The organism is Pseudomonas sp. CGJS7 (genome assembly GCF_036961695.1).
The window spans coordinates 22,672-48,758 of sequence record NZ_JBAMDI010000085.1; the positions used below are offsets into that span (position 1 = coordinate 22,672).

General features: G+C 62.5%; 30 protein-coding genes. 17 read left to right on the forward strand and 13 right to left on the reverse strand.

Annotated features, from left to right (window positions below):
• Positions 1-123 precede the first annotated feature (123 nt).
• From V7787_RS35600 to V7787_RS35620, 5 genes are all read left to right on the forward strand, one after another.
• Complete coding sequence (locus V7787_RS35600) at positions 124-636, forward strand: sigma-70 family RNA polymerase sigma factor (protein ID WP_064491619.1); 513 nt, start codon at positions 124-126, stop codon at positions 634-636.
• Positions 633-1,559: a FecR domain-containing protein gene (locus tag V7787_RS35605; protein ID WP_064491620.1), complete on the forward strand. Its 927-nt coding sequence runs from the start codon at positions 633-635 to the stop codon at positions 1,557-1,559. The genes V7787_RS35600 and V7787_RS35605 overlap by 4 nt, the downstream gene beginning before the upstream one ends.
• A gap of 94 nt (positions 1,560-1,653) precedes the next feature.
• The gene (gene fecA, locus V7787_RS35610) at positions 1,654-3,978 is read left to right on the forward strand and encodes a TonB-dependent Fe(3+) dicitrate receptor FecA (protein WP_064491621.1); all 2,325 of its coding nucleotides are present in this window, start codon (positions 1,654-1,656) and stop codon (positions 3,976-3,978) included.
• A gap of 177 nt (positions 3,979-4,155) precedes the next feature.
• The gene (locus tag V7787_RS35615; RefSeq protein ID WP_014592331.1) at positions 4,156-4,503 is read left to right on the forward strand and encodes an HPF/RaiA family ribosome-associated protein; all 348 of its coding nucleotides are present in this window, start codon (positions 4,156-4,158) and stop codon (positions 4,501-4,503) included.
• Positions 4,504-4,623: 120 nt separating this feature from the next.
• Positions 4,624-4,926, forward strand: a complete 303-nt coding sequence (locus V7787_RS35620; protein ID WP_198748424.1) for a DUF3509 domain-containing protein — start codon at positions 4,624-4,626, stop codon at positions 4,924-4,926.
• A gap of 1 nt (position 4,927) precedes the next feature.
• On the opposite strand, the gene V7787_RS35625 is transcribed toward V7787_RS35620, so the two are convergent.
• Both V7787_RS35625 and V7787_RS35630 read right to left on the reverse strand, forming a co-directional pair.
• The gene (locus tag V7787_RS35625; protein WP_064491622.1) at positions 4,928-5,224 is read right to left on the reverse strand and encodes a hypothetical protein; all 297 of its coding nucleotides are present in this window, start codon (positions 5,222-5,224) and stop codon (positions 4,928-4,930) included.
• A 114-nt stretch (positions 5,225-5,338) separates the two neighbouring features.
• On the reverse strand, positions 5,339-5,809 hold the full coding sequence (locus V7787_RS35630; protein WP_003251685.1) for a phosphate-starvation-inducible protein PsiE: 471 nt from the start codon (positions 5,807-5,809) through the stop codon (positions 5,339-5,341).
• A gap of 448 nt (positions 5,810-6,257) precedes the next feature.
• Here V7787_RS35630 and V7787_RS35635 point away from each other — a divergent pair, with 448 nt between their 5' ends.
• The 3 genes from V7787_RS35635 (at position 6,258) to V7787_RS35645 (ending at position 7,478) form a co-directional block, all read left to right on the forward strand.
• Positions 6,258-6,500 carry a hypothetical protein gene (locus V7787_RS35635; protein WP_064491623.1) on the forward strand — a complete coding sequence of 81 codons (243 nt, stop codon included), beginning with the start codon at positions 6,258-6,260 and terminating at the stop codon, positions 6,498-6,500.
• 154 nt (positions 6,501-6,654) lie between these two features.
• Positions 6,655-6,918, forward strand: a complete 264-nt coding sequence (locus tag V7787_RS35640) for a DUF3077 domain-containing protein (protein ID WP_003251681.1) — start codon at positions 6,655-6,657, stop codon at positions 6,916-6,918.
• A gap of 296 nt (positions 6,919-7,214) precedes the next feature.
• The gene (locus V7787_RS35645) at positions 7,215-7,478 is read left to right on the forward strand and encodes a YebG family protein (protein WP_003251679.1); all 264 of its coding nucleotides are present in this window, start codon (positions 7,215-7,217) and stop codon (positions 7,476-7,478) included.
• Positions 7,479-7,536: 58 nt separating this feature from the next.
• Here the strand turns inward: V7787_RS35645 and V7787_RS35650 are convergent, their stop codons facing one another.
• Complete coding sequence (locus V7787_RS35650) at positions 7,537-8,556, reverse strand: Leu/Phe/Val dehydrogenase (RefSeq protein ID WP_020191462.1); 1,020 nt, start codon at positions 8,554-8,556, stop codon at positions 7,537-7,539.
• A gap of 124 nt (positions 8,557-8,680) precedes the next feature.
• On the opposite strand from V7787_RS35650, the gene V7787_RS35655 reads away from it, so the two are divergent.
• On the forward strand, positions 8,681-9,487 hold the full coding sequence (locus tag V7787_RS35655) for a SirB1 family protein (RefSeq protein WP_064491624.1): 807 nt from the start codon (positions 8,681-8,683) through the stop codon (positions 9,485-9,487).
• Here V7787_RS35655 and maiA read toward each other — a convergent pair.
• Genes maiA through hmgA form a run of 3 tightly spaced genes read right to left on the reverse strand, consistent with a single transcriptional unit; the run spans position 9,481 to position 12,723 of the window.
• Positions 9,481-10,113 carry a maleylacetoacetate isomerase gene (gene maiA, locus V7787_RS35660; RefSeq protein ID WP_019436967.1) on the reverse strand — a complete coding sequence of 211 codons (633 nt, stop codon included), beginning with the start codon at positions 10,111-10,113 and terminating at the stop codon, positions 9,481-9,483. The two genes, V7787_RS35655 and maiA, sit on opposite strands and share 7 nt — an antisense overlap.
• A 12-nt stretch (positions 10,114-10,125) precedes the next feature.
• A complete protein-coding gene (gene fahA, locus V7787_RS35665) occupies positions 10,126-11,418 on the reverse strand; it encodes a fumarylacetoacetase (RefSeq protein ID WP_336092106.1) in 1,293 nt (430 codons plus the stop codon).
• A 3-nt stretch (positions 11,419-11,421) separates the two neighbouring features.
• Positions 11,422-12,723: a homogentisate 1,2-dioxygenase gene (gene hmgA / locus V7787_RS35670; RefSeq protein ID WP_019436969.1), complete on the reverse strand. Its 1,302-nt coding sequence runs from the start codon at positions 12,721-12,723 to the stop codon at positions 11,422-11,424.
• A gap of 112 nt (positions 12,724-12,835) precedes the next feature.
• On the opposite strand from hmgA, the gene V7787_RS35675 reads away from it, so the two are divergent.
• Positions 12,836-13,669 (forward strand): IclR family transcriptional regulator, encoded by an 834-nt coding sequence (locus tag V7787_RS35675; protein WP_336092109.1) that lies wholly within the window; start codon positions 12,836-12,838, stop codon positions 13,667-13,669.
• Here the strand turns inward: V7787_RS35675 and V7787_RS35680 are convergent.
• From V7787_RS35680 to V7787_RS35695, 4 genes are all read right to left on the reverse strand, one after another.
• Positions 13,600-16,824 carry a hypothetical protein gene (locus V7787_RS35680; RefSeq protein ID WP_336092112.1) on the reverse strand — a complete coding sequence of 1,075 codons (3,225 nt, stop codon included), beginning with the start codon at positions 16,822-16,824 and terminating at the stop codon, positions 13,600-13,602. The two genes, V7787_RS35675 and V7787_RS35680, sit on opposite strands and share 70 nt — an antisense overlap.
• A 333-nt stretch (positions 16,825-17,157) precedes the next feature.
• Positions 17,158-18,063 (reverse strand): alpha/beta fold hydrolase, encoded by a 906-nt coding sequence (locus V7787_RS35685; RefSeq protein WP_020192813.1) that lies wholly within the window; start codon positions 18,061-18,063, stop codon positions 17,158-17,160.
• A gap of 176 nt (positions 18,064-18,239) precedes the next feature.
• Complete coding sequence (locus V7787_RS35690) at positions 18,240-18,926, reverse strand: LrgB family protein (RefSeq protein WP_010955287.1); 687 nt, start codon at positions 18,924-18,926, stop codon at positions 18,240-18,242.
• Positions 18,916-19,302 (reverse strand): CidA/LrgA family protein, encoded by a 387-nt coding sequence (locus V7787_RS35695; protein WP_020192814.1) that lies wholly within the window; start codon positions 19,300-19,302, stop codon positions 18,916-18,918. Before V7787_RS35695 ends, V7787_RS35690 begins: the two co-directional genes overlap by 11 nt.
• Before the next feature lie 97 nt (positions 19,303-19,399).
• Here V7787_RS35695 and V7787_RS35700 point away from each other — a divergent pair, with 97 nt between their 5' ends.
• Complete coding sequence (locus tag V7787_RS35700; RefSeq protein WP_336092114.1) at positions 19,400-20,281, forward strand: LysR family transcriptional regulator; 882 nt, start codon at positions 19,400-19,402, stop codon at positions 20,279-20,281.
• 21 nt (positions 20,282-20,302) lie between these two features.
• Here the strand turns inward: V7787_RS35700 and V7787_RS35705 are convergent, their stop codons facing one another.
• Positions 20,303-20,758, reverse strand: a complete 456-nt coding sequence (locus V7787_RS35705; protein WP_064491630.1) for a flavodoxin — start codon at positions 20,756-20,758, stop codon at positions 20,303-20,305.
• A gap of 115 nt (positions 20,759-20,873) precedes the next feature.
• Here V7787_RS35705 and V7787_RS35710 point away from each other — a divergent pair, with 115 nt between their 5' ends.
• Positions 20,874-21,302: a PAS sensor domain-containing protein gene (locus V7787_RS35710; RefSeq protein WP_014592344.1), complete on the forward strand. Its 429-nt coding sequence runs from the start codon at positions 20,874-20,876 to the stop codon at positions 21,300-21,302.
• 59 nt (positions 21,303-21,361) lie between these two features.
• Positions 21,362-21,979: a hypothetical protein gene (locus V7787_RS35715; RefSeq protein ID WP_064491632.1), complete on the forward strand. Its 618-nt coding sequence runs from the start codon at positions 21,362-21,364 to the stop codon at positions 21,977-21,979.
• On the opposite strand, the gene V7787_RS35720 is transcribed toward V7787_RS35715, so the two are convergent.
• Positions 21,964-22,899: a MerR family transcriptional regulator gene (locus V7787_RS35720; protein ID WP_041167076.1), complete on the reverse strand. Its 936-nt coding sequence runs from the start codon at positions 22,897-22,899 to the stop codon at positions 21,964-21,966. The genes V7787_RS35715 and V7787_RS35720 overlap by 16 nt on opposite strands.
• A gap of 219 nt (positions 22,900-23,118) precedes the next feature.
• On the opposite strand from V7787_RS35720, the gene V7787_RS35725 reads away from it, so the two are divergent.
• The 4 genes from V7787_RS35725 to V7787_RS35740 are packed head-to-tail and all read left to right on the forward strand — an operon-like array spanning position 23,119 to position 25,090.
• The gene (locus V7787_RS35725; RefSeq protein WP_336092116.1) at positions 23,119-23,679 is read left to right on the forward strand and encodes an antibiotic biosynthesis monooxygenase; all 561 of its coding nucleotides are present in this window, start codon (positions 23,119-23,121) and stop codon (positions 23,677-23,679) included.
• Between the two features lie 33 nt (positions 23,680-23,712).
• Complete coding sequence (gene folM / locus V7787_RS35730; RefSeq protein ID WP_010955293.1) at positions 23,713-24,450, forward strand: dihydromonapterin reductase; 738 nt, start codon at positions 23,713-23,715, stop codon at positions 24,448-24,450.
• A gap of 9 nt (positions 24,451-24,459) precedes the next feature.
• On the forward strand, positions 24,460-24,756 hold the full coding sequence (locus V7787_RS35735; RefSeq protein WP_158666133.1) for a DUF1244 domain-containing protein: 297 nt from the start codon (positions 24,460-24,462) through the stop codon (positions 24,754-24,756).
• Positions 24,749-25,090: a HopJ type III effector protein gene (locus V7787_RS35740; RefSeq protein ID WP_014592347.1), complete on the forward strand. Its 342-nt coding sequence runs from the start codon at positions 24,749-24,751 to the stop codon at positions 25,088-25,090. Before V7787_RS35735 ends, V7787_RS35740 begins: the two co-directional genes overlap by 8 nt.
• A 44-nt stretch (positions 25,091-25,134) precedes the next feature.
• Here V7787_RS35740 and V7787_RS35745 read toward each other — a convergent pair whose 3' ends face one another.
• Positions 25,135-26,043, reverse strand: coding sequence for an alpha/beta hydrolase family protein (locus V7787_RS35745; protein WP_104887061.1), 909 nt, complete (start codon positions 26,041-26,043; stop codon positions 25,135-25,137).
• Between the last annotated feature and the right edge of the window lie 44 nt (positions 26,044-26,087).

Below are 26,087 nucleotides of genomic sequence, written 5' to 3' on the forward strand. Positions count from 1 at the left end.
TTTTCGGGGTTGCAATACTAATGATTTCAATTCTCATAAGCAAAGCCTGCTGACAGGTGACGATTGCCGAAACAGACGGCCACCCATACAATGCGAACAATTCTTACTACCAGTTGCGCTGTCATGCGCCGGAGTATCACGGTGACCAGCGCGCTTACATCGACGGTCGAAGGCCTTTACCACGAACACCACAACTGGCTCACCGGCTGGTTGCGTCGCCGTCTGGGCTGCCCGCACAGCGCCGCCGATCTGGCCCAGGACACCTACATGCGCCTGCTCCAGGCGCGCGAGGGGCCCCAGTTGGTGGAGCCGCGTGCGTTTCTTGCCACCGTAGCCAAACGCGTATTGTGTAACCACTTCCGCCGCCAGGAACTGGAGCGTGCCTACCTGCAAGCGCTCGCACAGGTACCGGAAGAGGTCGCGCCGTGCGAGGAACAGAAGGCGATCATCTTCGAGACATTGCTAGCGCTCGACCACTTGCTGGACGGCCTTCCACCGTTGGTCAAACGCGCCTTCCTGCTGGCCCAGGTCGACGGCCTGGGCCAAGGCGAAATCGCCCGCGAACTGGGCATTTCGCTGGCCACGGTCAAGCGCTACCTGAACAAGGCAGCCATGCGCTGCTACTTCGCGCTGTGAACGCCTCGTTTTCCCCGCTGGTGGCGGAACAGGCCGTGCATTGGTTGATCGAGTCGCAAGGTGATGACTTCGGCCAGGCGCAACAGCTGGCGTTCGACCACTGGTTGCAGGCCGACCTGGAGCATCAGCGGGCCTGGGCGCATATCCAACAGGTCAACCAACGCTTGCGTGGGGTGTCCTCGCCGGTGGTGCACGCAACGCTGCAAGCCCCGCAATCTTCAGCCCGGCGTCGGGCGCTCAAGGCCTTGCTGCTGGTCGGTGTGGCCAGCGCCACGGGGCTTGGCCTGCAACAGCACAACCCCCTTCCCGGGATGATGGCCGACTACCGCAGCCCGGTCGGTCAGCGCCGACGCATGCAACTTGGCGACGGCAGCGTGCTGCAACTCAACACCCGCAGCGCCGCCGATGTGCGTTTCGACGGGCAGCAGCGGTGGGTGCAACTGTTCGAGGGCGAACTGGCACTGCAAGTGGCCAGCGAAGCACGGCCGCTGCAGCTACGTACTGGTGAGGGTGTGTTGTACCTGGACAGCGGGCGCTTCAACGTACGCCAGTTCGACGGGTATAGCCTGGTGTCGGTGTTCGAAGGCGGGGCCAGCGCACATGGGCAGCCGCTCATGGCCGGGCAACAGGCACGCTTCACCGGCGCCTGGCGCTCGGTGTCGGCACTCGACCGCAATGTCGGCGCCTGGGTCGACGGCATGCTGGTGGCCTCGCAGATGCGCCTGGCAGACTTCCTTGCCGAACTCGGGCGCTATCGCCATGGGCAGTTGGGGTGCAGCGAGCAGGTTGCCGACTTGCGCATTTCCGGGTCGTATCCGCTGGATGACAGTGAGCGCATCCTGCAAATGCTGGAAGTGGCGTTGCCGGTGCGTGTGAAGCAGTTCACCCGCTACTGGGTGACGGTCGAGCCCAAAATCAGTTAGCGCCAGCAAAGGCGAAATACTTTCACATCGAATGAGCCATTTTCCCGACCTCGCGTGACAGACATGGCAGAAGCCCTCTCTCAGGACACCACCCATGCCGTTGCGCCCCAGCCCGTTCGTTCACGCCCTGCTGCTCACCACCACCCTCGGCCTGGCCATGCCCGCCGCCCAGGCCGAAACCCGCAGCTACCACATCGCCGCCGGTTCTCTTGAAGACGCCCTCAACCAGTTCGGCCGTGAAAGCGGTGCACTGATCTCGTTCGGCTCGCAACTGACCCAGGGCATGAGCACTCAAGGCCTGGACGGCCAGTACGACACGCGCCAGGGGCTGGACGCCCTGCTGCGCGGCAGCGGCCTGCAAGCACGCCAGGAAACCGACAACGCGTTCAGCCTGCAACCCATCACAGCCCCAGCTGCCGGCGCAGCAGTCGAGCTAGGCGCCTCCACCGTGGTCGGCGACTGGCTGGCCGAGGCGCAGCAGGACAACGTATTCGAGCACCCCGGCGCCCGCGACGTAGTGCGCCGTGAGGAATTCGAACGCAACGGTGCTACCACCGCCCGCGAAGTGCTCAACCGCATCCCCGGGGTCAACGCCCCCGACAACAACGGTACCGGCAGCCATGACCTGGCGCTGAACTTCGGCATCCGCGGCCTCAACCCGCGCCTGGCATCGCGCTCGACCGTGCTGATGGATGGCATCCCGGTGCCCTTCGCGCCGTACGGCCAGCCGCAGCTGTCGCTGGCCCCGCTGAGCATGGGCAACATGGACGCCGTGGACGTAGTGCGCGGTGGCGGCGCGGTGCGCTACGGCCCGCAGAACGTCGGCGGCATCGTCAACTTCGTCACCCGGGCGATCCCTGAACAGGCCACGTTCAAGGCCGCCATGCAAAACCAGATCAGCCCGTCTTCGAGCCACGACGGTTTCAAGAACAGCGCCAACCTGCTGGTCGGTGGCACCAACGACAACGGCCTGGGCGGCGCCCTGTTGTACTCCGGCACCCGCGGGGGTGACTGGCGCGAACACAGCGACACGCAGATCGACGACCTGATCCTCAAGGGCAAGCTGCAACTGGACGAAGCCAACAGCCTGCACGCCATGGCCCAGTACTACGAGGGCGAGGCCGACATGCCCGGCGGCCTGAGCACCGCCGATTTCGATGCCGACCCGTACCAGTCCACGCGCCTGAAAGACAAGTTCTGGGGCCGCCGCACCCTGTTCAACTTCGGCTACGACTACAAGCAGGATGACCGCCAGTTCAGCGTCAACAGCTTCTTCACCAAGACCCTGCGCAGCGGCTACCTGGACCAAGGCAGCTTCGTCTCGCTGTCGCCACGCGAGTACTGGGTGCGTGGCATCGAAACCCGCTTCTCGCAGGGCGTGGCCCTGGGTGACAGCTGGCACGAGCTGGGCATCGGCTACCGCTACGTCAACGAAGCCGGCCACGAACTGCGCTTCCGCGAGCCGGTGAACGGCAGCCTGCCCACCACCGCCAGCCGCAACGACCGCGACACCCGTGGCAGCACCGAAGCCCATGCCATCTACCTGGATGACCGCATCGACATCGGCCGCTGGACCATCACCCCGGGCGTGCGCTACGAGATGATCGACTCCGAGCAGAGCAACAAGCTCAACGGCCAGCGCTACCAGGGCAGCTACAACACTGCACTGCCAGCCCTGAACGTGATGTACCACCTGACCGACAGCTGGAACCTGTACGCCAACACCGAAGGCTCGTTCGGCAGCGTGCAGTACAGCCAGATGCCCAACCGGGTCAGCAGTGGCGAAGTGAAACCGGAAAAAGCGCGCACCTGGGAAGTGGGTACCCGTTACGACAACGGCGACTTGCAGGCCGAGATCGGCGCGTTCCTGATCAACTTCGACAACCAGTATGAAAGCAACCAGACCAACGACTCGGTGATCGCCCGTGGTGAAACCCGCCACCAGGGTATCGAGACCAGCGTCCGCTATGCGCTGGACGGCCTGAGCCCGGCCTTGGCCGGCTTCGACGTGCACGCCAGCTATGCGTTCGTCGACGCCACCATCCGTGAGGACGGGCCGAACAAAGGCAACCAGGTACCGTTCTCGTCGCGCCACAAGGGCAACCTGGGCGTGGGCTACACCGAGGGCCCTTGGCAGCTGAACCTGGACGGCAGCTTCCAGAGCAGCCAGTACGCCGACAACGCCAACACCAGCACCGAAAGCGCCGATGGAAGCACCGGGCGCATTCCGGGCTACATGCTGGTCAGCACCCGTGCCGGGTACGACTTTGGCCCGCAGTTGTCGAACCTCAAGGTGGCAGTTGGGGTGAAGAACCTGTTCAACCGCGAGTACTACACACGTTCTTACGATGACAACAACAAGGGCAAGTATGTGGGTGAACCACGTACCTTGTATGTGCAGACGTCGGTGGAATTCTGACCGGTAGCAAATGGGGGCCGCTTTGTAGCCCCCTTTTGCAACAAGAAATTTATTTTCAAAAAGGGCTTGAATTCATTCCGCAGTTGCCTGACCTTAGAGTCAAGAGGCGCAGAAATTCCAAGGGTCTCAAGGGCCTAGGCGCGTCTCCATGCGAGCAAGCTGAATAAGGATTGAATCATGCAAATCCAGGTCAACAGCAGCAACGATTTCGACGGTAACGCCCGGCTCGACCAGTGGGTCCGCAGCACACTGCAGAACTCGCTGGAACGTTACGAAGAAGACCTCACCCGCATCGAGGTTCACCTGCGCGACGAGAACGGCGTCAAGCCCGGACCGCATGACAAACGCTGCCAGATGGAGGCTCGCCCGAAAGGCCACCAACCGATTTCCGTGACCCACACCGCCAGTTCGCTGGACCAGGCAGTCGACGGTGCCGCCACCAAGCTCAATCACGCGCTGGAGCACTTCTACGGCAAGCTGCGCAGCAAGCGCGGCGCCTTGGAACTGAGTGACCCGGACGCCTGATCGGCAATGCAAAACGCCCGGCCTTGAGCCGGGCGTTTTCGTTTGTGCCGATCAATGGCGCTGAACCAACGTGCGAACGTCCCGGTCAACCTCTGCATCACTCACCGCAGAAGCAAGACCATGAACAACCCATTCGAACGAATCAGTGCTGCATTCGCCCCCGAATATCGGGTGAACCTGAGCATTGCGAACCTCGACGGCAGCATCATGCTGACCCTGTCCGACGACGCCGGCGTGGTCGCCAAGCGCCTCATCACCCCGGCCCAACGCAACGACCCGGTGCGCCTGCAGCGGGTGATCGACAGCATCCGCTTGGGCTTGGCCATCGAGTTGGGGCAGAACCCTTTGCAGGTGTTGGCAGCACTGAGCCGCGAACCGAACACAAACGCCCGACCGTTCGCGGCAGTAAGCATGACCAACTGACTCAGCCCAACCTCCCCAGCATCCGCCCGATTTCACGCTCCAGGTCGGGCAGGCGCAAACCAGCTACCCGATGCGCCGGGTCGAAGGTACTGGGTTTATCGAACAGGCCGAACAGGCCTTGGTCGTAGGTCGGTTCCTGATTCTGTTTCAACCAGTGCAGCGACTCTTCGAGCAGCGTGCGGCTACGTATCACGTCCAGTCCGATCATATCGGCAACTTCGGTGACATGCACAGCATCGGGGTCGAGCTTCAGCGCAGTCTTGAGATGGGCATGTACTTGTTCGGTGGTCACACTCATTGCTGTCTCCTTTGGCGCCCAATGACCGCAACCCAATGTCGCGATTCTTTCCCGAGCGCCAGCCAGGATTCAACAACCTGCACCGCAGGCCTTGGCACTGGGTAAGTAGCCCCTTTACTTACCCTCCTCCACTGCCTTGCCGTTGGCGTCCAGCACCTTGGTCGAGGGGTAGCGGTACGAAGCGTAGCGCACCACCAGGATCGAGAACGCCAGCAGCAGGATGCCGCCGCACAGGTACAGCAGCCCTTCATCCGGTGCCTTGTGATGCGAAACATCGCCGATCAGCAGGCGAGTGAGCGCGGTGATTGCCACGTACAGCAGGAAGCGGATCGGCATGTGGTTGGTCTTGAAGTAGATCCCCACCATCGCCCCCAGCTCCAGGTAGATGAACAACAGCAGGATGTCATCGACACTGATCCCGCCCTTGCCCAGCATGTCCAGGAACGTCACTACTGCCGCGTAGGCGGTGATGGCGCCAATGCCGAACAGCGCCAGGTAATGGAACGCCTCGACACACAGGTTGCCTAGCGAGTCGGCCGAGCCGTGCAGGCCCTTGCGCAGTTTTTCTGCCCATTTGATGTTCACGATGTTCCATTCCCCGATACGTCTTTAAGGATGATGCGTCGCTGATGTGACGCTTGTGCCATGCAGTTAAAGGGCCAAGCCCCTGTCTTGGAAGGCGACCGATTGCCGCAAGGCACCTTGAGGCGTGGCGCATTGCAAAAAAGCACGCCGTGCTTGGGGAAGAATCAGATTTAACCCCTTCCTTGTAGGGCATTTCCCAAAGATACTCCCTGCCATTGTGGCGTTCGGGCATGCGCACTAGTCTGGGGTCGTCGCTGCCAATCAGCGACCGGCTTTGACAGGCCGCCCTGAACTAACCACATGGCTTTGCCTTTATGGCAGCTGTCATGGGGCACCTCGTGTGCGCCGGCTTTTGGTTCTGTTCACCGGTCTGTCAACCCATGTACAGCTGCCGCCTCATTGTTTGACAGCAGGAGGTGGTGGCCCCAACTTTGAACAGGCCTTCACCATGCTGAAAGTAGTTCCCGATCCACCCCATTACCCCCATTCCCTCGAAGACACCCTGATCCAGGCCACCGACTACGCGTTGTGCGCAGCCACCGTGGTGCATCAGGCGTTGCTGCTTCAGCCCAAATCACCGGTTTCGATCCTGATGATGACCTCGATGCATGAGCTGGAGGCGCTGCGGGCTCTGCTTGAGTCGGCACTGGTTCAGGTGCAGATGCCCGCTGAGCCCAGGACTTCGCACTAAGGCTGGTTAATGCGCCGGGAGGGCCGGCCTCTTCGCGGGCTCGCCCGCTCCCACAGGATCACCATAGTCTTCAAGACTTGCACTGTACCTGTGGGAGCGGGCATGCCCGCGAAAGGGTCGGCCAGGCACTCGAGAAACTTCAGGGAATTGAACAATGACAACAGAAGACACCCAATTCACCGTCGGCAAGACCACTTTCTATCAAGGCGAAAACAGCACCCATCCACTGTTCCGCATCGAGCCCGGCATCCCCTGCAGGGACGCCCGCGAGCAGTCGTCGGAATTGATGGGCTATGTGCGTGAATTGACCATTACTGGCCTGATGGAGGAGAAGCCCATGATGATCTGGGCCGCCCATTATCTGAGTGCCATGGCCAAGGCGCTGATGGATGATGCCGAGCTGGGCATGAAGCAATGAGGATTTCGCTTCAGGTTGGATGAAGGCCTCTATGTGTTTGCCGCAGCAGTTTCAGCGCCTGTGAAATCGAGCCCCGCCCGCGCGGCGTACCATTGTAGGAGCGGGTTTACCCGCGAATAGGCCGGACCTGCTGGCCAATATCCCCCGGTCATACATTGTTCCTGGCAAAGGCGCACCCGCAGCGCTCGGTCTGTACCACGCTACAATTTCTGCTTGCGAACCAACCAGCATTGCCATTACTGTATATAGATACAGTAAATCGCAAAGCAACCAGCAAAAAGGCATAGAGGTGATGAATGGCCGTCGAAGTGGTGTACCGCAGCAGCCGCGACCCGGAGCGCTTGTTCATGGATAAGGCCGAAGCAGACCGTCACGACAAAATGCTCGAACTGGCCGAGCGCCTGGCCGAAGTGCTGCACAAGGCGGTTCCGTCGCTGACCGAGCAGCAGGTCGAGGAAGCCGGTATCTACATGGCGAAGAACCGCGATGTGTTCGCCCGGGCGTTCAAAAGCCAGCCGGATGCGTTGGCTGAATTGCTTGAGGGTACTGCTGCCGAGTGATATCGCCGGAGGTGTGCGGGTTTACCCGCGAAGTGGCCCACCACGCCATCATCAACCTTCAGCCATACAACAACCGCTCCGCCAACATCTGCGCCACCCTTGCCGGCGAACGCTTCTCCGCCTGCGCATGGCCAAACACTTCGGTCAGCCGTGAAGGGATCCGCGCCAGGTGCGCAGTAATGGTGCGCTGGTCTTCGCCACGGTGGGTGAGTGCCACATAGATCAGCCCACCGGCATTGATCACGTAGTCAGGTGCATACAATATGCCGCGCGACTCCAGCTGGTCTGCCACCTGCAAGGTAGTCAGCTGGTTGTTGGCCGCCCCCGCCACTGCCGCACAACGCAGTTGCATCACGCTCTGCCCGTTCAGTACCGGGCCCACGCCGCAGGGTGCAAAGATATCGCAAGGGGTACTGATCAACGCATCGTTGGTCACCGGTTTGGCATCGAACTGCTCCATCGCCAGCCGCACCCGCCCCGGGTCCAGGTCGCTGACCAGCAGCTCCGCGCCCACCGCATGCAATTGCTCCGCAAGTGCATAACCGACATTGCCCAACCCCTGCACCGCTACCCGCAAGCCTCTCAGGTCATCGCTGCCCAGCCGGAACGAGGTTGTGGCACGTATGCCCGCGAACACCCCCATCGCCGCATGTGGCGATGGGTCGCCCGACGCAGTGGTGCTGGTCACGTAGGGAGTGCTGTGGGCAATGCAGTCCATGTCCAAGGTCGAGGTGCCACTGTCCACGGCGATAATGAAGCGGCCATGGAAGGTATCGATGAAGCGGCCAAAGGCCTCGAACAGCGCGGCGCGGTTTTCCACATGCGGGTTGCGCATGATCACCGCCTTGCCGCCCCCCATCGGCAAGCCGGCCAGTGCTGCCTTGTAGCTCATGCCCTGGGCCAGGCGAATAGCGTCGGTCATGGCGCTTTCGTCATCGGCGTAAGGTAGATAGCGGCATCCCCCCATGGCCGGGCCCAAATGCTCACTGTGGATTGCCACAACGGCTTTCAGGCCCGTAGACGGGTCATTGAACAGGTGCAGTGACTGGGTACGGGTGCTTTGCATCAGCGCGAACATCGACCGGCTCCCCTAAGAGGTGCTCCTTCCAGTATAGGCACGGCATCAGCGTTGACGCCGCCGCCGGACCACTGGACGAAACCCCGCGCCACGGCTAATACTCAAACGTGTGTGGAGATGCCCCATGAAGCCACGTCAAGCCTGCCTGGCCTGCCTGGAACGCGAGCCTGTCGACCTGCTGGAAGCCGCATTGTGGATTGCCGCCGAGCACGACCCTGGTGTCGAGCCCGCGGCCAGCCTTGCTGCGCTGCACGACCTGCAGCGCGAGATAAGCGCCAACCTGCCGATGCTTCCCCTAAGCGAACTGGCCCAGCCACTGCTGCGCCAGCTGAATGCGCTGGGCTTTCAGCAGGATGAATATCACCCCTTGCGCCCCCATGCGGCGATGATGGACAAGGTACTGCAGCGCCGCCGCGGCCAACCACTGACCCTGGCCATCCTCGCTTTGGAACTGGCCAGACGCCTGTCCATACCGCTGGAGGGTGTGGGCTTCCCTGGCCATTTCCTGCTGCGCGTGCCGGGTGCCGACCACCTGCTCGATCCCTGTGGCGGCCGGCGCCTGTATCCCAGCGACTGCCGCGAATTGCTGGCGCGCCAGTTCGGCCCGCACCTGGCGCTGACAGCCGAGCACCTGCGCAGCGCCAGCCCGCTGCAGATACTGCAACGCCTGTCACGCAACCTGCGCCAACTGCACATCAGTAACGACAACCACCTGGCGGCGTTGATCGATGCAGAGCGGATCATGCAGTTGGGCCCGGTGCAGGTGAGCGACTACATGACTCGCGCCTCGCTCTACCATCATCTGGATTGCCCACAGGCCGAGCGCTTCGACCTGGAGCATGCATTGCTGCTGACGGAAGACCCGGTCCAGCGCCTGAAGCTGTCCGAGCGAATCGGCAAGCTTCCGGCGGCGAACCGTTCACTTCACTGAGCCGGGCTGTCCGGCTGCTGGGCGGGATGGGCCTTGGCGAACGCCGGGTGCGCGGCCGCCAGTGCGGCAACCCGCAGGATGCGCGGGAAGCTGGCGAGGTCGATGTTGAAGCGTTCGGCCGCGTACAACTGCGGGATCAGGTACACATCCGCCAGCCCAGGCGTGTCGCCAAAGCAGAAACCGTGATCGCCAATCAGTTGCTCCACTGCCGCGAGCCCTTGGCTGATCCAGTGGCCGATCCACTGGTTGACCTGCCCCTCATCCTGACCGGCCTGGCGCAGCCGGTTGAGCACACTGACGTTGTGCAGCGGATGAATGTCGCAACCAATGATGGCCGCCACCCCACGTACCTTGGCCCGTGCCTCGGCTGTGGCCGGCAGCAACGCAGGCTGTGGATAAACCTCTTCCAGGTACTCGATGATCGCCGGCGACTGCACCAGCACCTCACCACCGTCGGTGCGCAAGGCCGGTACGCGGCCCTGCGGGTTGACGGCTACATAGCCCTCGCCACGCTGCTCACCCTGCAGCAGGTTGACCGGCAGGGACTGGTAAGCCAGCCCCTTCAGTGCCAGGGCAATGCGCACCCGGTAGGACGAGGTGGAACGGTAATAGGTGTACAGCTCCATACCCCTGCCTCCTCAGTTGGCTGCGATGACCGTGCCGCGGCACTCACCGAAACCGATGCTGGCCACGCCGTCACGTGTGCAGCGGGCACGCAGGATGATTTCGTCGCCGTCTTCAAGGAATTTGCGCACCTCGCCGCTGGCCAGCTCGACCGGCAGTTTGCCGCCTTCGGTGATCTCCAGCAGGCTACCGAACGATCCCGGCGTGGCGCCCGACAGCGTGCCCGAACCGAACAGGTCACCCGGCTGCAGCTGGCAGCCGTTGACGCTGTGGTGCGCCACCAGCTGTGCCACGGTCCAGTACATGCTGCGGGTGTTGCTCAGAGTCAGGCGGTGCGGGGCAATGCCCTGCTCACGCATGCGCTCGGTCAGCAGCAGCACTTCGAGTTCGATATCAAATGCACCGCTGGCCTGGTCGCGCTTGTCCAGCAGGTACGACAGTGGCTGCGGGTCGCCCTCCGGGCGCTCCGGCTGGGCGCAGCGGAACGGTTCCAACGCTTCGGCGGTGACCACCCAGGGCGAAATGGTGGTGATGAAGCTCTTGGACAGGAACGGCCCCAGTGGCTGGTATTCCCAGGCCTGGATATCGCGCGCCGACCAATCGTTGAGCAGGCACAGGCCGGCTACGTGCTCGGCGGCATCGCCTACCGGAATTGCCTGGCCCATGTCATTGCCCTGGCCAATCCAGATACCCAGTTCCAGTTCGTAGTCCAGACGAGCGCAAGGGCCGAAGCTCGGCTCGGTGTGCCCGGCCGGCAGGGTCTGACCCTTGGGCCGACGCACGTCGGTGCCGGACGGGCGGATGGTGGAGGCGCGGCCGTGATAACCGATCGGCACGTACTTGTAGTTGGGCAGCAGTGGGTTGTCGGGGCGGAACAGTTTGCCCACGTTCTTCGCATGCTCGATACCAACGTAGAAATCGGTGTAGTCACCGATCTGCGCTGGCACGTGCAGTTGGCAGTCGCTGGCCGGGAGCAGCGCCGGCTTCAGGGCTGCCTGGTGTTCGCTGTGCTCGCCCAGCAGCACCTGCAAACGCTCGCGCAGGGCTACGCGGGCGTTGCGGCCCAAAGCGAAGAATGCGTTCAGAGCCCCGCCGCGGGTGGCTTCAACGGCGGCCTTGGACGCCCCGTCGAACAGCCCGGCGGCCAGCACCGCCTCCAGGTCGAGGATCGCGTCGCCGATGGCCACGCCACAGCGCCTGGCTTCACCCGGCCGGCTGAAGATGCCTAATGGCAGGTTCTGCAGGGGGAAGTCGCTGTGCCCGTTGGCGTGCTCGACCCAGCTACGGGCATTGGCAGAGTGGTTCATGGGTTATCTCCGGTTCGGGTTGAAGGTGCTCGGCAAAGTCGCCCAGCAACTATCGTAGTCGGCCTGCAGTTGCGGGCATTCAAGGGCTTGCAGGCTCGGGCGCAACACTTGGCTGGTCTCGAACATGAAGGCCATGGTGTTGTCGATCTTGTGTGGCGCCAGGTCAGCGGCAATGGCCTTTTCACAGGTTTCGGCGTCGGGGCCATGGGCACTCATCACCCCGTGCAACGAGGCACCACCCGGCAGGAAGCCCTCGGCCTTGGCGTCGTAGGCGCCATTGATCAGGCCCATGAACTCGTTCATCAGGTTGCGGTGGAACCATGGCGGACGGAAGGTGTTCTCGGCCACCATCCAGCGTGGCGGGAAAATCACGAAGTCCATGTTGGCCATGCCATGCACGCTGGTTGGCGAGGTGAGCACGGTGAAAATCGAGGGGTCCGGGTGGTCGAAGCTGACCGTGCCGATGGTGTTGAAGCGGCGCAGGTCATACTTGTACGGCACGTTGCTGCCATGCCAGGCCACAACGTCCAGTGGCGAGTGCTGCAGCTCGCAGGCCCAGTGTTCCCCCAGGAACTTCTGTACCAGTTGCACCGGGCCTTCGGCTTCTTCGTAGTGGGCCACGGGCGTGAGGAAGTCGCGGGGGTTGGCCAGGCCGTTGCTGCCGATCGGGCCCAGGTCCGGCAGACGCAGCGGCGCACCGTGGTTTTCCGCGATGTAGCCACGGGCCTGGCCGTCGAGCAGTTCGACGCGGAACTTCATGCCACGTGGGATCACCGCAATTTCCAGCGGTTCGACCTCCATCACGCCCAGTTCGGTGGCGATACGCAGGCGACCCTGTTCCGGCACCAGCAGTAGCTCACCGTCAGCGTTGAAGAACACCCGTTCCATGGACCGGTTGGCACGGTAGATGTAGATGCTCACGCCAGCCGGTTTTTCCGCTGCGGCGTTGGCGACCATGGGCAGCCAACCTTCGATGAAATCGGTCGGTTCAGCAGGAATCGGCTGCGGGCTCCAGCGCAGGCGGTTGGGGTTGATGCCACCCAGTGGCCCGCCGAGCGGCTGGCGCGCCAGGCGCTCGAAGCGTGGGTGCAAGGCAGAAGGGCGAATGCGGTACAGCCAGGTACGGCGCAGCTCGCTGCGGGTCATGGTGAACGCCGTGCCCGACAGCAGCTCGGCATACAGGCCATACGGGGCCTTCTGCGGGGAGTTCTGCCCGACAGGCAGCGCCCCGGGCAATGCTTCGCTGGCGAATTCGTTGCCGAAGCCGCTCAGGTAGTGAAGGTCGGGCGACGTGTCGCGGTTCATCGATGCCTCCGGGTTTTGTTTTTATCGTAATCAGATTACGAATAACGTAATTTGCTCCGTTCAAGGCGTCAAGCTATAAAGGCGACACGATAAACCCGGAACCTCCCCTCCCATGGCCAAAGCCAACGCCTCCACCGACACCGGCAAGCAGAAGGTCCGCTCGGCGGAAGTCGGCACCGATATCCTCAAGGCCCTCGCTGAACTCTCACCCTCGACGTCACTATCACGCCTGGCCGAGCACGTGCAGATGCCTGCGAGCAAAGTGCATCGCTACCTGCAGGCGCTGATCGCAAGTGGTTTTGCCGAACAGGATGCGGCCACCAACCATTACGGGCTGGGGCGTGAGGCATTACGGGTGGGGCTGGCGGCGTTGGGCAGCATCGATGTGCTCAAGGTGGCGGCAATGCCGTTGTCGCAGTTGCGAGATGAACTCAACGAAAGCTGCTTCATCGCCGTGTGGGGTAACCAGGGGGCCACGGTGGTAAGCATCGAACCTGCCGTGCGCGCGGTCACCGTGGTGACCCAGATCGGTTCGGTGCTGCCGTTGCTCAGCTCGTCCACCGGGCTGGTATTCGCCGCCTACCTGCCCGAGCGAGAAACCCAGGAACTGCGCGACAGGGAACTGGCCGCATTGCAACAAACCGCCAGTGACTACCACACACTGCTGGCCGGCATCCGCGAACAGGGCCTGCACCATGTGCATGGCCTGCTGATGCCGGGGGTGGATGCGCTGTCGGCGCCGGTATTCAACGCCATGGGGCAGATCGCCGCGGTGATGACCGTGGTCGGGCCGACGTCGATCTTCCATGCCGATGAACATGGGCCGGCGGCGCAGCGCCTGCTCACGGCCGCACGAACCGTGAGCTGGCGCATGGGTTACGCGGGCAACCCACACTGCGCTTCGACGTCTAGCGTTTCCTCCTCGACGAGCCAGAGCAGTTCCTGAGAGAAGCCGTCATAAAGGGCGGGCGCCACCTCACTCACCAGATCGCCGTAGTCATCGCATAGCCGCCCGATCACACGCGAGAATGCCGTGGGCTGAGACACCTCTGCCCGGGAAAGCACGGTGATGTATTTCTGTGCGGCACCGAACAGCCGCACCAAGACCCCCGTGGAAGCCACCGTTCCTGCAACCCCCGCCGCGAACGACAGCAAGGCGGCGGAACGGTCGCCATCGCTCCACGCGATGGCCCCGGTGACAAAGGACCTGGCCGCACAGAACAGCCCAACGGCCATAGCCGCCGGCGGAAACGGCACGGTGAGGATGCCGGCCAGTACGATCCCCCACTCCACCACCACGGCCGAAATACGCTCGGCAGCGTCGGCGCTGTCTTCAGCGGCTTCGTTGATCATCCGCCTGATACGTTTCTCCAGGTCCTGGACAGGATCCCCGATACGCCCGGTCTCCCCTATCGGCGGCCGCACGCCCCTGCCTCGGGCAACGGCTTCCAGCACCATCCCAATGCCATCGCCGGCGCGCAGTTGCTCTTCGATCAATGCGTTCAAGCGCGACTGGCTCGATAACGGTACGCGGTCTTGGCAATAACCTGCCAAGTCGTGCTCACGCCAAGTCCTTGCCAGCTCGCTGAGGGTCCGCAGCGTGGGGCCTTGCTCGATTTCTGGCAGATAGACCAAGGGCTCAAGCTCGCGGTCACGAGCATGCTTCAGCAGGTAGGCACCTTGAACAGGGCAATCGTCCATCCACAACGGATAAAGGTTGCACGCCGCGTCGATCGAGGTCCCCGAAAAGCTGTCGATCACCGACTCCAGCCACTGCGCATGGCGGCGCGACAAACTGCCCTGAAGTTTCTCGCTGAGCACGGCACGCCTGATCTTCAAAGCAAAGAGCGTGCGATAACACTGCCTGAGCCTTTCATATTCCGGCCTGGAGCGGTCAAGTAACTGGGCTTTCACTTCTTCGATGTACTTGTTGCCCAGGTCGGCAGCACGGATGTAGCTCCCCAGCAGCGCCGGGCTCAGGTGCGAGATATCCTGGCCGATAGCCGAGGTGATGCGGGCAAAACCGGAAAAATTGTAATACGTGGGGTACCCTTTGATGACGGTCTGCGTCAGTGTGCGAAAAGCATCCTCTTCCAGCGCTATCAATACCTGATCCGGGTTGATTGGGCCGCCGCGATTGCCCGGGTATGAATTGATCTTTTCCGTCACCTGTCGATGGGCGAAGGTGCGAAAGCTCGGCATATTCATCAGCGACTGATACCTGGCCTGCGCCAGCTTGAGCAGTTGGTCGATATCAACCAGTGCCTGCTGCTCGGTGCGACTGGCCTTGATGAACCAGCTTGGCGTGGTGGCCTGTTGATCCTCGATCAGGGCAAGGATCTTGCGCTTGGCCAGAGCTTTGAGCACATCCGGCCACTGCTTCGACGTGATCGGCGCGAGTGTCACGCTGTGCATGGACCAGTCGGTGGGCAGCATCTCGACCTTGCGCAAATGGCGTTTGAGCGAATCATGCTGGGCCCGCGAGCATTGCCCCAGCAGGTACTCACTGCCTACCGGCCACAAGGTCCAGCTACCGATTTCGAGCGCCATTTTTTCGAGTGAGTCGAAAAGATGAAAATCGCCTCCTGGTGCACCAGGGGCGTAGAGCAAGTACTGATCGCCCTGCACCAGGCACAGCAGGTCCTTCAAGGGCGTTTGCGCACCATCGAGGCAAACCAGACCGGCGCTGATGACATTGGCCTGCATTTTCCCCAGGCGTGCGTGGTGCAACAGATCGAACGCCGCCGGGTGAAAACCCTGATGACGAGCGGCCTGATTGGCCAGCGCCAGGCGTGCATCAAGCACCTCACACAGTGCGGCCATGGTCAGAGTGTCGTCATAGAGCGTACGGATCTGCTTGACGTAGTTCACGCGCAAATCCAGTTTTTCGATCATGCTCTGGATAGAGGTACTCCCCAACAATGAACGGTGCCGCTCACCCAGGACTTCGACCTTGAGCTGGCCCCCGCTGTAGCCACCACTCAGCGCCCAATCGAGCAGGGTGTGTTTCATCGCCTGCTCAGGGTCATCGACGTGACTGACACGCAGTCGTACCTGCTCGGGGTCGATATCCAGGCCAAGGGCTTGCTTGACCTGTTTCTTGGCGAAGCTGCGCAGGTCGCGCCATTGCGCCAGACGCTCGGTGCAACGCTGCTCCTTCACCTGCAGGTCATCTTCCAGTTGTCGATAGGCTTGCAGTTCCTCGCCCTGCATGAACCGCCGCCATTCGGGCAGCAGGCTGGTGCGGTACGCTCGCACATGCCGCGTCGCACGTTTCTGCAGCGCAGCCACCAGAGGCTCAAGCCGAGCCGCACTGTCGAGCTGGGCCAGACGCCGGGCGTCATCGACCTTGATCCTCAGGCTGCGCTGGGTGGCCTTAAGCTGGATAGCCTGCAGATCACGGATGAAATACCTGTGAAGTGGCACCTGCAGCGGCACGAAATCGAGTGTCAAACCCTCCGTAGACAACGCCGCTCGCTCTTGCGAAGACAACAGCCAACGCAACGGGCTGCCTTCAGCAAAGGCAGGGGCGAGTGCGCTGGCTGCGCGCGCGCGTTCAGTGTCGAACCAGCAACCGCTGGCCAGGCTGTAAATCAGAAAATCCGCAGGTGCGTCCGGGTTCTGTTCGAGGTCATGACGGCTGGCGACGACACCCGGCAAACGAAAACGCAAATCTCCGGCAACCAGGTACACCTCATGCTTGTTTGCGTCCCCGTCCTGTTCGAGGGCCTCGATACCGGCTTCCCAGGCCTTGAACGTAAGGGCCTTGAGGCGCGTTTCGGCAAACATCAGCTGGATCAAACGGGACGCCAGGGTAAGTGGTTTCAAACTTAATCTGGACTGTTGCTCCCACCACTGGTCAAGCACCGCCTGCCTTTGCGGCACGAGCGACTCGACAACCGCCAACGGTAAACGCTTCTGCTCGGTGAACTGTTGCCGATGAGCCTCCGGGATCAGGCTGGCCAGTTGCGCAACCGTAGCCATCAGTTGTTGCAGCTCCTGGGCGTGAGCCATCATGGCCTTCACCTGTTCTTTCACAGAGCGTGCACCTGTGCACCCTTCACCGAAATCAGGGCTGCCGAGATTGAAATCGAAAGACATGAACTGTGCTCCAAAATTACCGAAGCAGCAGAGTGAACGGATGATAAAGGCAATAGCGCTGGGAAGCTTACCCCGCACTTGGCACTGTTGCCTGATACGTAACGGTGAATGTCGACAGAAGCTATTTTTCCTGACGGATCAAGCGCTTATTCTTGACTCACTGGCCGGCTTGAAGGGCTCTCCCCCCCGCCTTTCAAGCCTGCCAGGTTCACCGACGTAGATTTTGAAGCTCCTTGATCTGACGTCTCGATTGGCCGCTGCGGCTTGCAGCGGCCTTTTTTTTGGCGTCTGAACATGCACCCTGGCTGCCAGGTGGCCGGCGCTGAAGCCTCGTCATGACCACGCCACTTTTGGCGGGTAGAAGCTCAGCGGCTGCTCACGAAAGGCCAGGTAGTGGCGCAGCACCTGCACCGGCGCTTCAGTATGCGGGTAATGGCCAATGCCCAGTAACTGCACGGTGTCCGGCTCCGGCACCAGTTGCCGGTAGCGCTCAAGCATGTGCGCGCCGGAAAGCGGGTCGACCACGCCATTGATCAAGCGCAGCGGCACGCCTTTACGTTGCATCGCCCCGACCCAGCGTTCGCGGTGCAACCTGCGCTCCGGCATGTAGCCCACCAGCTTATGCAGGATGCGCGTGCCCCGGTTGGCAGCGATCAGGCTCCAGAAATCATCCAGCGCGCTTTCACTGGGATGGGTGCAAGGGCCATACACCTGCATCACATTACGCACCAGGTCGTCACGCCCGAACGAGCGCCCGACCAGCCAGCCAAACCGGCTGAGCAGCAGCTTCTGGATCAGTAGCATGCGGCAGCTTTCGGGGAACAGCCCGCTGTTGAGAAACACGCAACTGGCGATGTCGGCACGCTGCTCATGGTGTCGCGCCAGCAGTTCCTGAGCCACGCTGCCGCCGTAGTCGTGGGCCAGCAGGTGCACGGGCTGCGCGACCTGCAGATGGGCAAGCAATGCCTGCTGCAAGTCTGCCTGCTCCATCAGGCTGTAAGTGTGATCGACAGGCTTGTCCGAATCACCAAAGCCGAGCATGTCGCAAGCGATCACCCGGAAACGTTGGCTCAGAGGGCCCCACAGGTAGTGCCAGTCCCAACTGGCGGTGGGGAAACCGTGTAACAGAAGCAGAGGCTCTCCTTGCCCTGCGGTCCAGTAGCGGATGCTCTGGCCCCGGAACATGAAACTCTGTGCCCGGGTACGCCAGACGCACAATGGAATCTCGGCCATAGGCATCAGTTGGGTCCCGGTGTAGTGGTATTGGCGGAATAGGGCAAGGCTGCGGTCATTGCATGTCACCTCGGCACTTACATGTGCTCTCTATGTCGAGGCAAAGTCTAGCCAGCAGCCCATTGGCTGGAACTTGCGTTGCCAGCCAGCTTGATGACTGAGCGAGTCAGTGGCACGAACGGTCAGAGCAGCAAGGCCAACAACGGCGCCGCGAACAGGTTGAGCAGCCCGGTCAGGACCATCACCAGGCCGGCCACCGAGCCTTCCTCACGGCCCACTTCCTGCGCCCGGCTGACCCCGGCACCATGCGCGCCAACACCGAACAGCGCCCCCCGTGCCAACGGCGTACGCAGCGGCAGCCAACGCAACAGCACACCGCCGAACATGGCACCGAGCACGCCGGTGAACATCACGAACACCGCGGTCAGTTCTGGCACCCCACCCAGGTCATGGGCCAGGGGCATGGCAAATGGCGTGGTGATCGAGCGCGGCACCAGCGACAGGCTGGTTGCGCTGTCCAGCGCCAACAGGTGCGCCAGCCCCCAGGAGCTGGCGATCGAGGCACTGCTGCCGGCTACCATGCCCACCATCAGGGCCGGCCAATGGCGCGCCAGCATGGCCCGCTGCTGCCAGATCGGCACCGCGAAGGCGACAGTCACCGGGCCGAGCACGCCCATCAACCAGTGGGTGTTGCGCGCATACTCGGCATAGGCCGTATGCAGCGGCACGGCCACAGCCAGCAGCAACACCGGCACCAGGATCAACGGCGACAGCAGGTAGCGCTGGCTACGCCGATACAACCAACGGCTGCCCAGGTAAGCCAGCAAGGTCAAGGCCAACCAGAACAGCGGCATGGGTTCAAGGCTCACGGCGCAGCCTCCAGCGGCACACCATCTCAACAGTCATGGCGGTCACTATCATCACCATCAGCGTGCTCACGGCGATCACCAGCAAGATGCGCCAGCCCTCTTCACGGATCAATGCGCCATAGTCGAGCAGGCTCATCAGCGCCGGGATGAAGAACAGCAGCATCTCAGCCATCAGCCAGCCGGCCCCCAATTGCAGCATGGCCGGTTTGAGCACACCCGAAGCGAACAGTATCAACAGCAGTGCCAGGCCCATCACACCACCGGGGATCGGCCAGCCCAGCCAACTGGCAATCTGACCACCAAGCAGGAACAGCGCACAGAGAACCGCCAGCTCGACAAGCAGGCGCAGGGCTTTTTTCAATAATGCAGGTTTCATGGCGGGGTTCCTCGACAGGCCCTCATTTTAGGATTTGGCTGCCTAGGCCAGAAGCGAATTGTTAGACTGCTCGCCATTCCAAAATGGAATTCGAAGCATGGAATTCAAACAACTGCGCAGCTTCATCGAAGTGGTGTACCGTGGCGGTTTTACCCAGGCGGCACAGACCCTGCACATCAGCCAGTCGGCCGTGAGCAAGCAGGTGGCCCAGCTTGAGCAAGATGTGGGCCAGCCGCTGCTGGAGCGCCAGGCGTCGCACCTGCACCTGACAGCTGCCGGGCGCATCGTGCTGGAGCGTGGCGAAGCCCTGCTGCGCCAGCGCCAGGCGCTGCTCAACGAGCTGGACGATCTCAGCCAGATGGAGCGTGGCGAACTACGCCTGGGCTTGCCGATGCTTGGCAGCGACACGTTGTTCGCCGGCTTGTTCGCCGAGTACCGGCGACGCCATCCGAACATCGCCATCCAGCTGCTCGAAGGCGGCAGCCGCAGCGTCGAACAGGCCGTCAGAAGTGGCGAACTGGAACTGGGCGGCTGTTTGACGCCCACCGACGAGGCATTCGACTACCAGCCCTTCTGCAACGAACCGCTGGATGCCTTGCTGCCGGCTGGCCATGCCCTGGCGGGCCTGGACGCCGTGGGCCTGGGGCAACTGGCCGATACACCGTTCCTGCTGTACCAGCGCAGTTTCGTGCTCAACGACCGGCTGCTGAAGGCGTGCCAGCAGCAGGGCTTCACCCCCAAGGAAGGCGGGCGCAGCGGCCAGGCGGATTTTTTGGCGGCGCTGGTGGCGGCGGGCCAGGGCGTGGTGATGCTGCCCCGGGTGGTGGCAAAAGCGCTGGAGCGCCCCGGGGTGGTGCGTGTGCCGTTGCATGCGCAGGAGGATTTGCGTTGGGATATCGCGTTTATCTGGCGGCGCGGCGCCTACCTGTCACGGGCGGCGCAGGCGTGGTTGGCCTTGTTGCGCGAGCCCCACGGCTAACACGCCTGCACAGGTGCCGGGTCAGGCGTTCAGTGCGCTCACCAACTCAGCCAGCCAAGGCTCGGCATCCGCTTCCGGGGTCACCGTCTCGCTCGCATCCAGGCGCAGCATTGGCTGCACTTCGCGCACGCCCAGTTCGGCGAACAGCTCACGCATCTGCTCGCCACCCCCGCAATAGGTATCGCCGTAACTGGAGTCGCCCAAGGCGATCACCGCGCCAGGCAGGCCGCGCCAGGCCGCGGGCAGTGTGTCGCGAAGGGTGCTGTACAGCGGCATGAGGTTGTCCGGCAGCTCACCCATGCCGGTGGTAGAGGTCACGGCCAGCAAGGCGTCGGGGGCAAAGCCCTGAAGATCCTGAAGGGTGGCACGCGCAGCATGCCAGGCCTCGAACCCCGCCGCCTTGAGCAGCGATTCAGCATGACGGGCGACTTCTTCGGCGGTGCCATAGACCGAGCCGGAAATAATGGCGACTTTCATCGGGTAGAGGATTCCGAAACTGAGTGAAAACGTAGGATACTAGCATTCAACGCTGGCAAAAGGCCGCCGTTACCCACGTCGCCATCTTCCGTTTTTCTTTACCAATGGCCCGGACATGATCAACGCGCAATTGCTGCAATCGATGGTCGATGCGTCCAATGACGGCATCGTGGTTGCCGAAAAGGAAGGCGACGACACCATCCTGATTTACGTGAACGCCGCTTTCGAATGCCTCACTGGCTACAGCCGTGACGAGATTCTCTACCAGGATTGCCGGTTCCTGCAGGGTGACGACCGTGACCAGCTTGGCCGCGCACGCATCCGCAAGGCCATGGCCGAAGGCCGCCCATGCCGCGAGGTACTGCGCAACTATCGCAAGGATGGCAGCGCCTTCTGGAACGAGCTGTCGATCACGCCGGTAAAGAGCGACTTCGACCAGCGCACCTACTTCATCGGCATCCAGAAGGACGTCAGCCGCCAGGTCGAACTGGAACGGGAGCTGGCAGAACTGCGCGCTCGTCCGAAACCCGACGAACGCGCCTGAACCAAGTCCGCCACGCACGGTCAATTCCGTTGAAGAAATCGCCACCACCGAGTTCGATCATGCAAGCAGACGCGCTCCTGACCCAGGACGAGCTGGATTTCATACAGAACATGCAGCATTCGCCGCAACTTAACCTGGCTGACACCATGTCGAGCCTGCTGGTCAATGGCGACCGCCGCATACAAAGCTTGCTCACCCGGTTGGTGGCTAACGAGCAGGTGACCTTGCAGGCCCAGTTCAACAACCAGCAGATCAGTTTTCCCCTGCAGCTGGTAGAGGACGAGTTCCACGCCCTGCACCTGCAGCTGGGATCACCGGAAATCTACGAAGACGGCCCCATGCTGCGCCCATGGCGCTTGTCGCTGGACCAGCCGAGCGCACTGCTCGATGCCCATGACGAGGCAAGTGGCCTGTGGGTGCGCGAGATTTCCTTCAAAGGCGTGCTGCTGGAAGTCCGTGATTTGCCAACAGCCCCCGCCCGCTTCGAGCTGCGCTTCGCCCCGGGCGGCATCACCCCGATCGAACTGCATGGTGTGTTGGGCCGGCGCATCGGCACGGACCTGGCTGCCTACGACCTCGGCCAAAGCCCAGCCGAAGAAATCGAACGCCTGCGCGACTACATCCTCCAGGCCCACCGCCACGCCCACCCCGAACTGCACACTCAAGTATCGAGCTGACGGGCCAGAAACTGCCGCAAGCGCTGACGCATCACACTGCCCTGCGCGCCCAGGCAGGCTACAGGGCTGCCAGCCAGGCTGTCCTGTACCGCTTCCGCCGCTTCACCGGCCAGTAACAATGGGCATTCCAGCATCGATGCCAGGCGCTTGAAGTGCCGGGCGAGTTCTGCTGTGGGGGACTGATGGGAAAACAGCACCAGGGCGTCCGGCTTCAGCCGTTCGCAGACCAGCGCAAGCTCTTGCAGCGGCTGCCCGTTAGCCAGTGGGATCACGCGTGTTTCGTCGCTGCCCAGTATCAGGCTGGTTACCAGCAACTCAAGCTCATGGCACTGCCCCGGCAATGGCGCCAAGAGCACGGTGCGGCTACACGGCACACGGGCCAGCTGCAAGCGGGCGAAAACCCGACCGCGCAGGAACTGGTCATAGAACAGCCATTCGCTGGCCTGCCCATAGCCGCCTTGCCGAACGACCATGTCATGCCAAACCGGCATGAACACATCGGCGAAAACCTGGTCCAGGGTGCTGGCCGCGAACACCTCGTCATAGAGGCGATTCAGGCTCGCCACATCGAAGTGTTGTACCGCCAGGCGAATCTGGTTTTGCCAGCGCAGGCAGGCGTCCACCGCGCCGCCAGCCTGCCCGGAGAGCGCATTGTCGCGAGCGAGAATGCTGCCCACCTTGCTGACCGCCACGCCGCGCTCCAGCCAACCGAGGATACGGCGGATTTCATCGATATCAGCCAGGGAATACAGGCGGTGGCCACTGTCGGTACGGATGGGCTGGATCAGCCCATAACGGCGTTCCCAGGCGCGAAGGGTCACGGCGTTGACACCGGTCAAGCGTGACACTTCACGAATCGGAAACAGCTCCTGCTGCTCGAAACTCGCATCGATCACCGGTTTACGTCCCTGCTCGTTCATCTGCACGAAGTACCCTGAGTGCGTAAAAACTGTGCACATAGCTTACTACGACCGTGTCGGTCTGTTGGACCCACCGTTTGCCAGCTGATAGTTGCCGAGGAACGCAACTTCGCGATAATGCGTGCCCGATTCTTGCATGCACGACTGCGTCGCCCACCACCCCGGGCCACACAGCCAAAGGGCCAGCTACCCGCCAGCCCCGTTGCCAGGAGATACACAATGTCTACCCCACCCGTCACCCTCATGGTGTCGCGCCGCGCCGCCCATGGCCGCTACCAGGACCTGCTGGCCTGGCTGCACGAAGGCGAACAGCTGGCCACCGACTTCCCTGGCTACCTCGGCTCGGGCATCCTTGCCCCGCCCCGGGATGGCGACGAATTTCAGATCATCTTCCGCTTCAGCGACGAGCCGACGCTGCATGCCTGGGAGCACTCCGCCTCTCGCCGCGCATGGTTACAACGCGGCAACGGTCTGTTCGAACGCCCCAAAGAGGCGCGCGTTAGCGGTATCGACGACTGGTTCGGCACCAACACGGTGCGGAAACCGCCACGCTGGAAGCAGGCCGTGGCCATCTGGCTGGCGTTTTTCCCAGTTTCGCTGGCCTTCAACCTGCTGTTCGGCCATTGGTTGACGGCACTCGACCTCGTGCCCCGGGTACTGCTCAGCACCCTGGCCCTGACGCCGGTCATGGTGTACCTGTTCATCCCGCTGACCACCTGCCTGCTAGCCAGTTGGCTGCATGCCTCCCCGGCCACTGCCGGCGCCTTGCGCAGCCGCTGAGGCCAGGCCATACAACAGGGAAACAGTTCGGGTATGCTGGGTGGCAACCAAAGGACAGACAAGTTGACCACCCCGAACATGAACAGCCCCATTCTCGTTACCGGAGCCAGCCAGCGCGTCGGGCTGGCCCTGGCCCTCGAACTGGCACAGGCCGGCCATACGGTGGTCAGTGCCAGCCGCAGCATCCAGCCGCAGGCAGCCCACCCCAACATCGTGCAGTTTCAGGCCGACCTGTGCCAGGCGGGCGACCGCCAGGCGCTGATCGATCACCTGCACGATCGTTACGACGGACTGCGCGCCATCATCCACAACGCCTCGCTATGGCTCGACGACGGCCTCGACAACCTCGAGACCATGTTCCGCCTGCACGTCGAAGCGCCCTACCACCTCAACCTGGCCCTGGGCGACCTGCTGGCCAAGGTGGAAAAGGCCGACATCATCCACATCTGCGACGAAACCTCCTCGCGCGGCAGTAAAAGCCACATCGGCTACGCCGCCACCAAGGCCGCGCTGCAGAACATGGTGCTGTCATTCGCCGAAAAATATGCGCCCAAGGTGCGTGTGAACGGTATCCTGCCCGGGCTGCTGATCCTCAAGGAAGGGGGTGACGACGCCTACCGCCAGCAAACCCTGAAAAAGGCCCTGCTGGAGTTCGAACCCGGCGCCGGCCCGCTGATCGAGACCGTCAAGTATCTGCTCGCCAGCCAGTACAGCACCGGCAGCCAGGTGGTCATCAACGGTGGCCGCCACCTGAAGAACCGCATGACTTGAGAGAAGACCATGACCCCACAGCAACAGCTCGAGCTCGAGGCCGCCGCGTTCCGGCGCCTGATCGAACACCTGCAAAAGCGCACCGATGTACAGAACATCGACCTGATGAACCTGTCCGGTTTCTGCCGCAACTGCCTGTCCAAGTGGTACAAGGCCGCCGCTGACGAGCGTCAGCTGGACCTGAGCCTGGATGATGCCCGCGAAGCGGTGTACGGCATGCCCTACGCCGAGTGGAAAGCCCAATACCAGAAAGAAGCCAGCGCCGAACAACAAGCGGCGTTCGAAAAAGGAAAACCTCGTGACTGACCTGAATACCCTGCGCGCAAGCCTGGCCAGCGGCCAACATGTATTTGCCGATACCTTGGCGTTCATTGCCGACAACTACAGCTACCAGCCGCAGGCCTTCAACAACGGCGGCGTAGAGAATGCGGCAGGGCAGAACGAAGGTTCGTGCAAAACCCTGGGCCTGGCCTTGCTTGAAGGGCTGAGCGACCAGGAAGCACTGCTGGCCTTCGGCGAACACTACCGTGATGTGCTGGCCACGCCTGAGGGCAGCGACCATGGCAACATCCGTGCACTGATCAAACACGGTCTGGCGGGTGTGAAGTTTGCTGCGCAACCGCTTGCGCGCAAGGCTTGAGATTGCCGGGGCCGCTTTGCGGCCCCACGATCCCGCGCCCACCCTCAATCCATGATGGTGCCAGGCCCCCCGCCTTCCAGCCTCCCCTGCCGCAACCACTGCAAGGCCACCGGCCACAGGCTTTCGCGAAACCGGTCATGGAAAAACGCGAAATGGCCAATTTCCTCGGCCGAGATATCCACAGGTGCAATGCGCAGGTGCTTTCGCTCGGCCCCCTGTAGATAACCCAACAAACGCTCGGTCGCCGCCACGGTCCCGAAAGGGTCGTCCGTCAGACTGATGGCCAGCGTCGTCGCACGCACCTGGGCGAACGGTAGCGCCGCCAACGCCCGCCCGCTGGGGCGGTGCTCATAACGTGGGGTACGCGTGCTCCAGTCGTGCACCACGCCGGACGGCGTGTCTTCCAGCCAACCCAGGCGCTTGCCGGGAAAATAGCCGAATACCCGGGTCAGCAGCGGCATGACCACATGCCACTTGCCGAACAGCTGCCAGCGCTGGTTGGCCGCGTAGTCGCGCCAGTAGGCGAACTGCGCGCCAACCATCACGACCCGACGGATCTGGCCAGCCGACGGTGCCAGGCCTACTGCACAACCGCCGAAACTGTGCCCCACCACGTCCACCGGCTGACCTGGAAAATGCGCTGCCGCATGCGCCAGCATGGCTTCGAAATCCAGCCGGCCCCAGTCGCTCCAGGAGGCCTGGAAACCACGCAGCGACGCCGGCCGGGATTCGCCGATGCCACGGTAGTCGTAGGTCAGCACATCGCAGCCGTGGGCGAACAGGTAGTCGGCAAAGCGGGCGTAATAGCGGCAGCGTACCGAAGTGGCAGCGTTGATGATCACCAGCGGGCGCTGGGGGTCAGGTTGGGCGTGGCGCCAGCAGAAGCCGCCGAGGCGGTAGCCGTCGGCCGCGGGGTGGCGAAACGGGGTAGCAGGTTGGGTGAGGCTACTCATGGCGCATTCCCTGTCGTTGTGCGCCAAAACTAGCAAATATTTTG

Coding starts and splice junctions, on each gene's coding strand:
- V7787_RS35600 (WP_064491619.1), top strand. CDS start 124: ATGCGCCGGAGTATCACGGTGACCAGCGCGCTTACATCGACGGTCGAA.
- fecA (WP_064491621.1), top strand. CDS start 1,654: ATGCCGTTGCGCCCCAGCCCGTTCGTTCACGCCCTGCTGCTCACCACC.
- V7787_RS35615 (WP_014592331.1), top strand. CDS start 4,156: ATGCAAATCCAGGTCAACAGCAGCAACGATTTCGACGGTAACGCCCGG.
- V7787_RS35620 (WP_198748424.1), top strand. CDS start 4,624: ATGAACAACCCATTCGAACGAATCAGTGCTGCATTCGCCCCCGAATAT.
- V7787_RS35625 (WP_064491622.1), bottom strand. CDS start 5,224: ATGAGTGTGACCACCGAACAAGTACATGCCCATCTCAAGACTGCGCTG.
- V7787_RS35635 (WP_064491623.1), top strand. CDS start 6,258: ATGCTGAAAGTAGTTCCCGATCCACCCCATTACCCCCATTCCCTCGAA.
- V7787_RS35640 (WP_003251681.1), top strand. CDS start 6,655: ATGACAACAGAAGACACCCAATTCACCGTCGGCAAGACCACTTTCTAT.
- V7787_RS35645 (WP_003251679.1), top strand. CDS start 7,215: ATGGCCGTCGAAGTGGTGTACCGCAGCAGCCGCGACCCGGAGCGCTTG.
- V7787_RS35650 (WP_020191462.1), bottom strand. CDS start 8,556: ATGTTCGCGCTGATGCAAAGCACCCGTACCCAGTCACTGCACCTGTTC.
- V7787_RS35655 (WP_064491624.1), top strand. CDS start 8,681: ATGAAGCCACGTCAAGCCTGCCTGGCCTGCCTGGAACGCGAGCCTGTC.
- maiA (WP_019436967.1), bottom strand. CDS start 10,113: ATGGAGCTGTACACCTATTACCGTTCCACCTCGTCCTACCGGGTGCGC.
- fahA (WP_336092106.1), bottom strand. CDS start 11,418: ATGAACCACTCTGCCAATGCCCGTAGCTGGGTCGAGCACGCCAACGGG.
- hmgA (WP_019436969.1), bottom strand. CDS start 12,723: ATGAACCGCGACACGTCGCCCGACCTTCACTACCTGAGCGGCTTCGGC.
- V7787_RS35675 (WP_336092109.1), top strand. CDS start 12,836: ATGGCCAAAGCCAACGCCTCCACCGACACCGGCAAGCAGAAGGTCCGC.
- V7787_RS35680 (WP_336092112.1), bottom strand. CDS start 16,824: ATGTCTTTCGATTTCAATCTCGGCAGCCCTGATTTCGGTGAAGGGTGC.
- V7787_RS35685 (WP_020192813.1), bottom strand. CDS start 18,063: ATGCCTATGGCCGAGATTCCATTGTGCGTCTGGCGTACCCGGGCACAG.
- V7787_RS35695 (WP_020192814.1), bottom strand. CDS start 19,302: ATGAAACCTGCATTATTGAAAAAAGCCCTGCGCCTGCTTGTCGAGCTG.
- V7787_RS35700 (WP_336092114.1), top strand. CDS start 19,400: ATGGAATTCAAACAACTGCGCAGCTTCATCGAAGTGGTGTACCGTGGC.
- V7787_RS35705 (WP_064491630.1), bottom strand. CDS start 20,758: ATGAAAGTCGCCATTATTTCCGGCTCGGTCTATGGCACCGCCGAAGAA.
- V7787_RS35710 (WP_014592344.1), top strand. CDS start 20,874: ATGATCAACGCGCAATTGCTGCAATCGATGGTCGATGCGTCCAATGAC.
- V7787_RS35715 (WP_064491632.1), top strand. CDS start 21,362: ATGCAAGCAGACGCGCTCCTGACCCAGGACGAGCTGGATTTCATACAG.
- V7787_RS35720 (WP_041167076.1), bottom strand. CDS start 22,899: ATGAACGAGCAGGGACGTAAACCGGTGATCGATGCGAGTTTCGAGCAG.
- V7787_RS35725 (WP_336092116.1), top strand. CDS start 23,119: ATGTCTACCCCACCCGTCACCCTCATGGTGTCGCGCCGCGCCGCCCAT.
- folM (WP_010955293.1), top strand. CDS start 23,713: ATGCTGGGTGGCAACCAAAGGACAGACAAGTTGACCACCCCGAACATG.
- V7787_RS35735 (WP_158666133.1), top strand. CDS start 24,460: ATGACCCCACAGCAACAGCTCGAGCTCGAGGCCGCCGCGTTCCGGCGC.
- V7787_RS35745 (WP_104887061.1), bottom strand. CDS start 26,043: ATGAGTAGCCTCACCCAACCTGCTACCCCGTTTCGCCACCCCGCGGCC.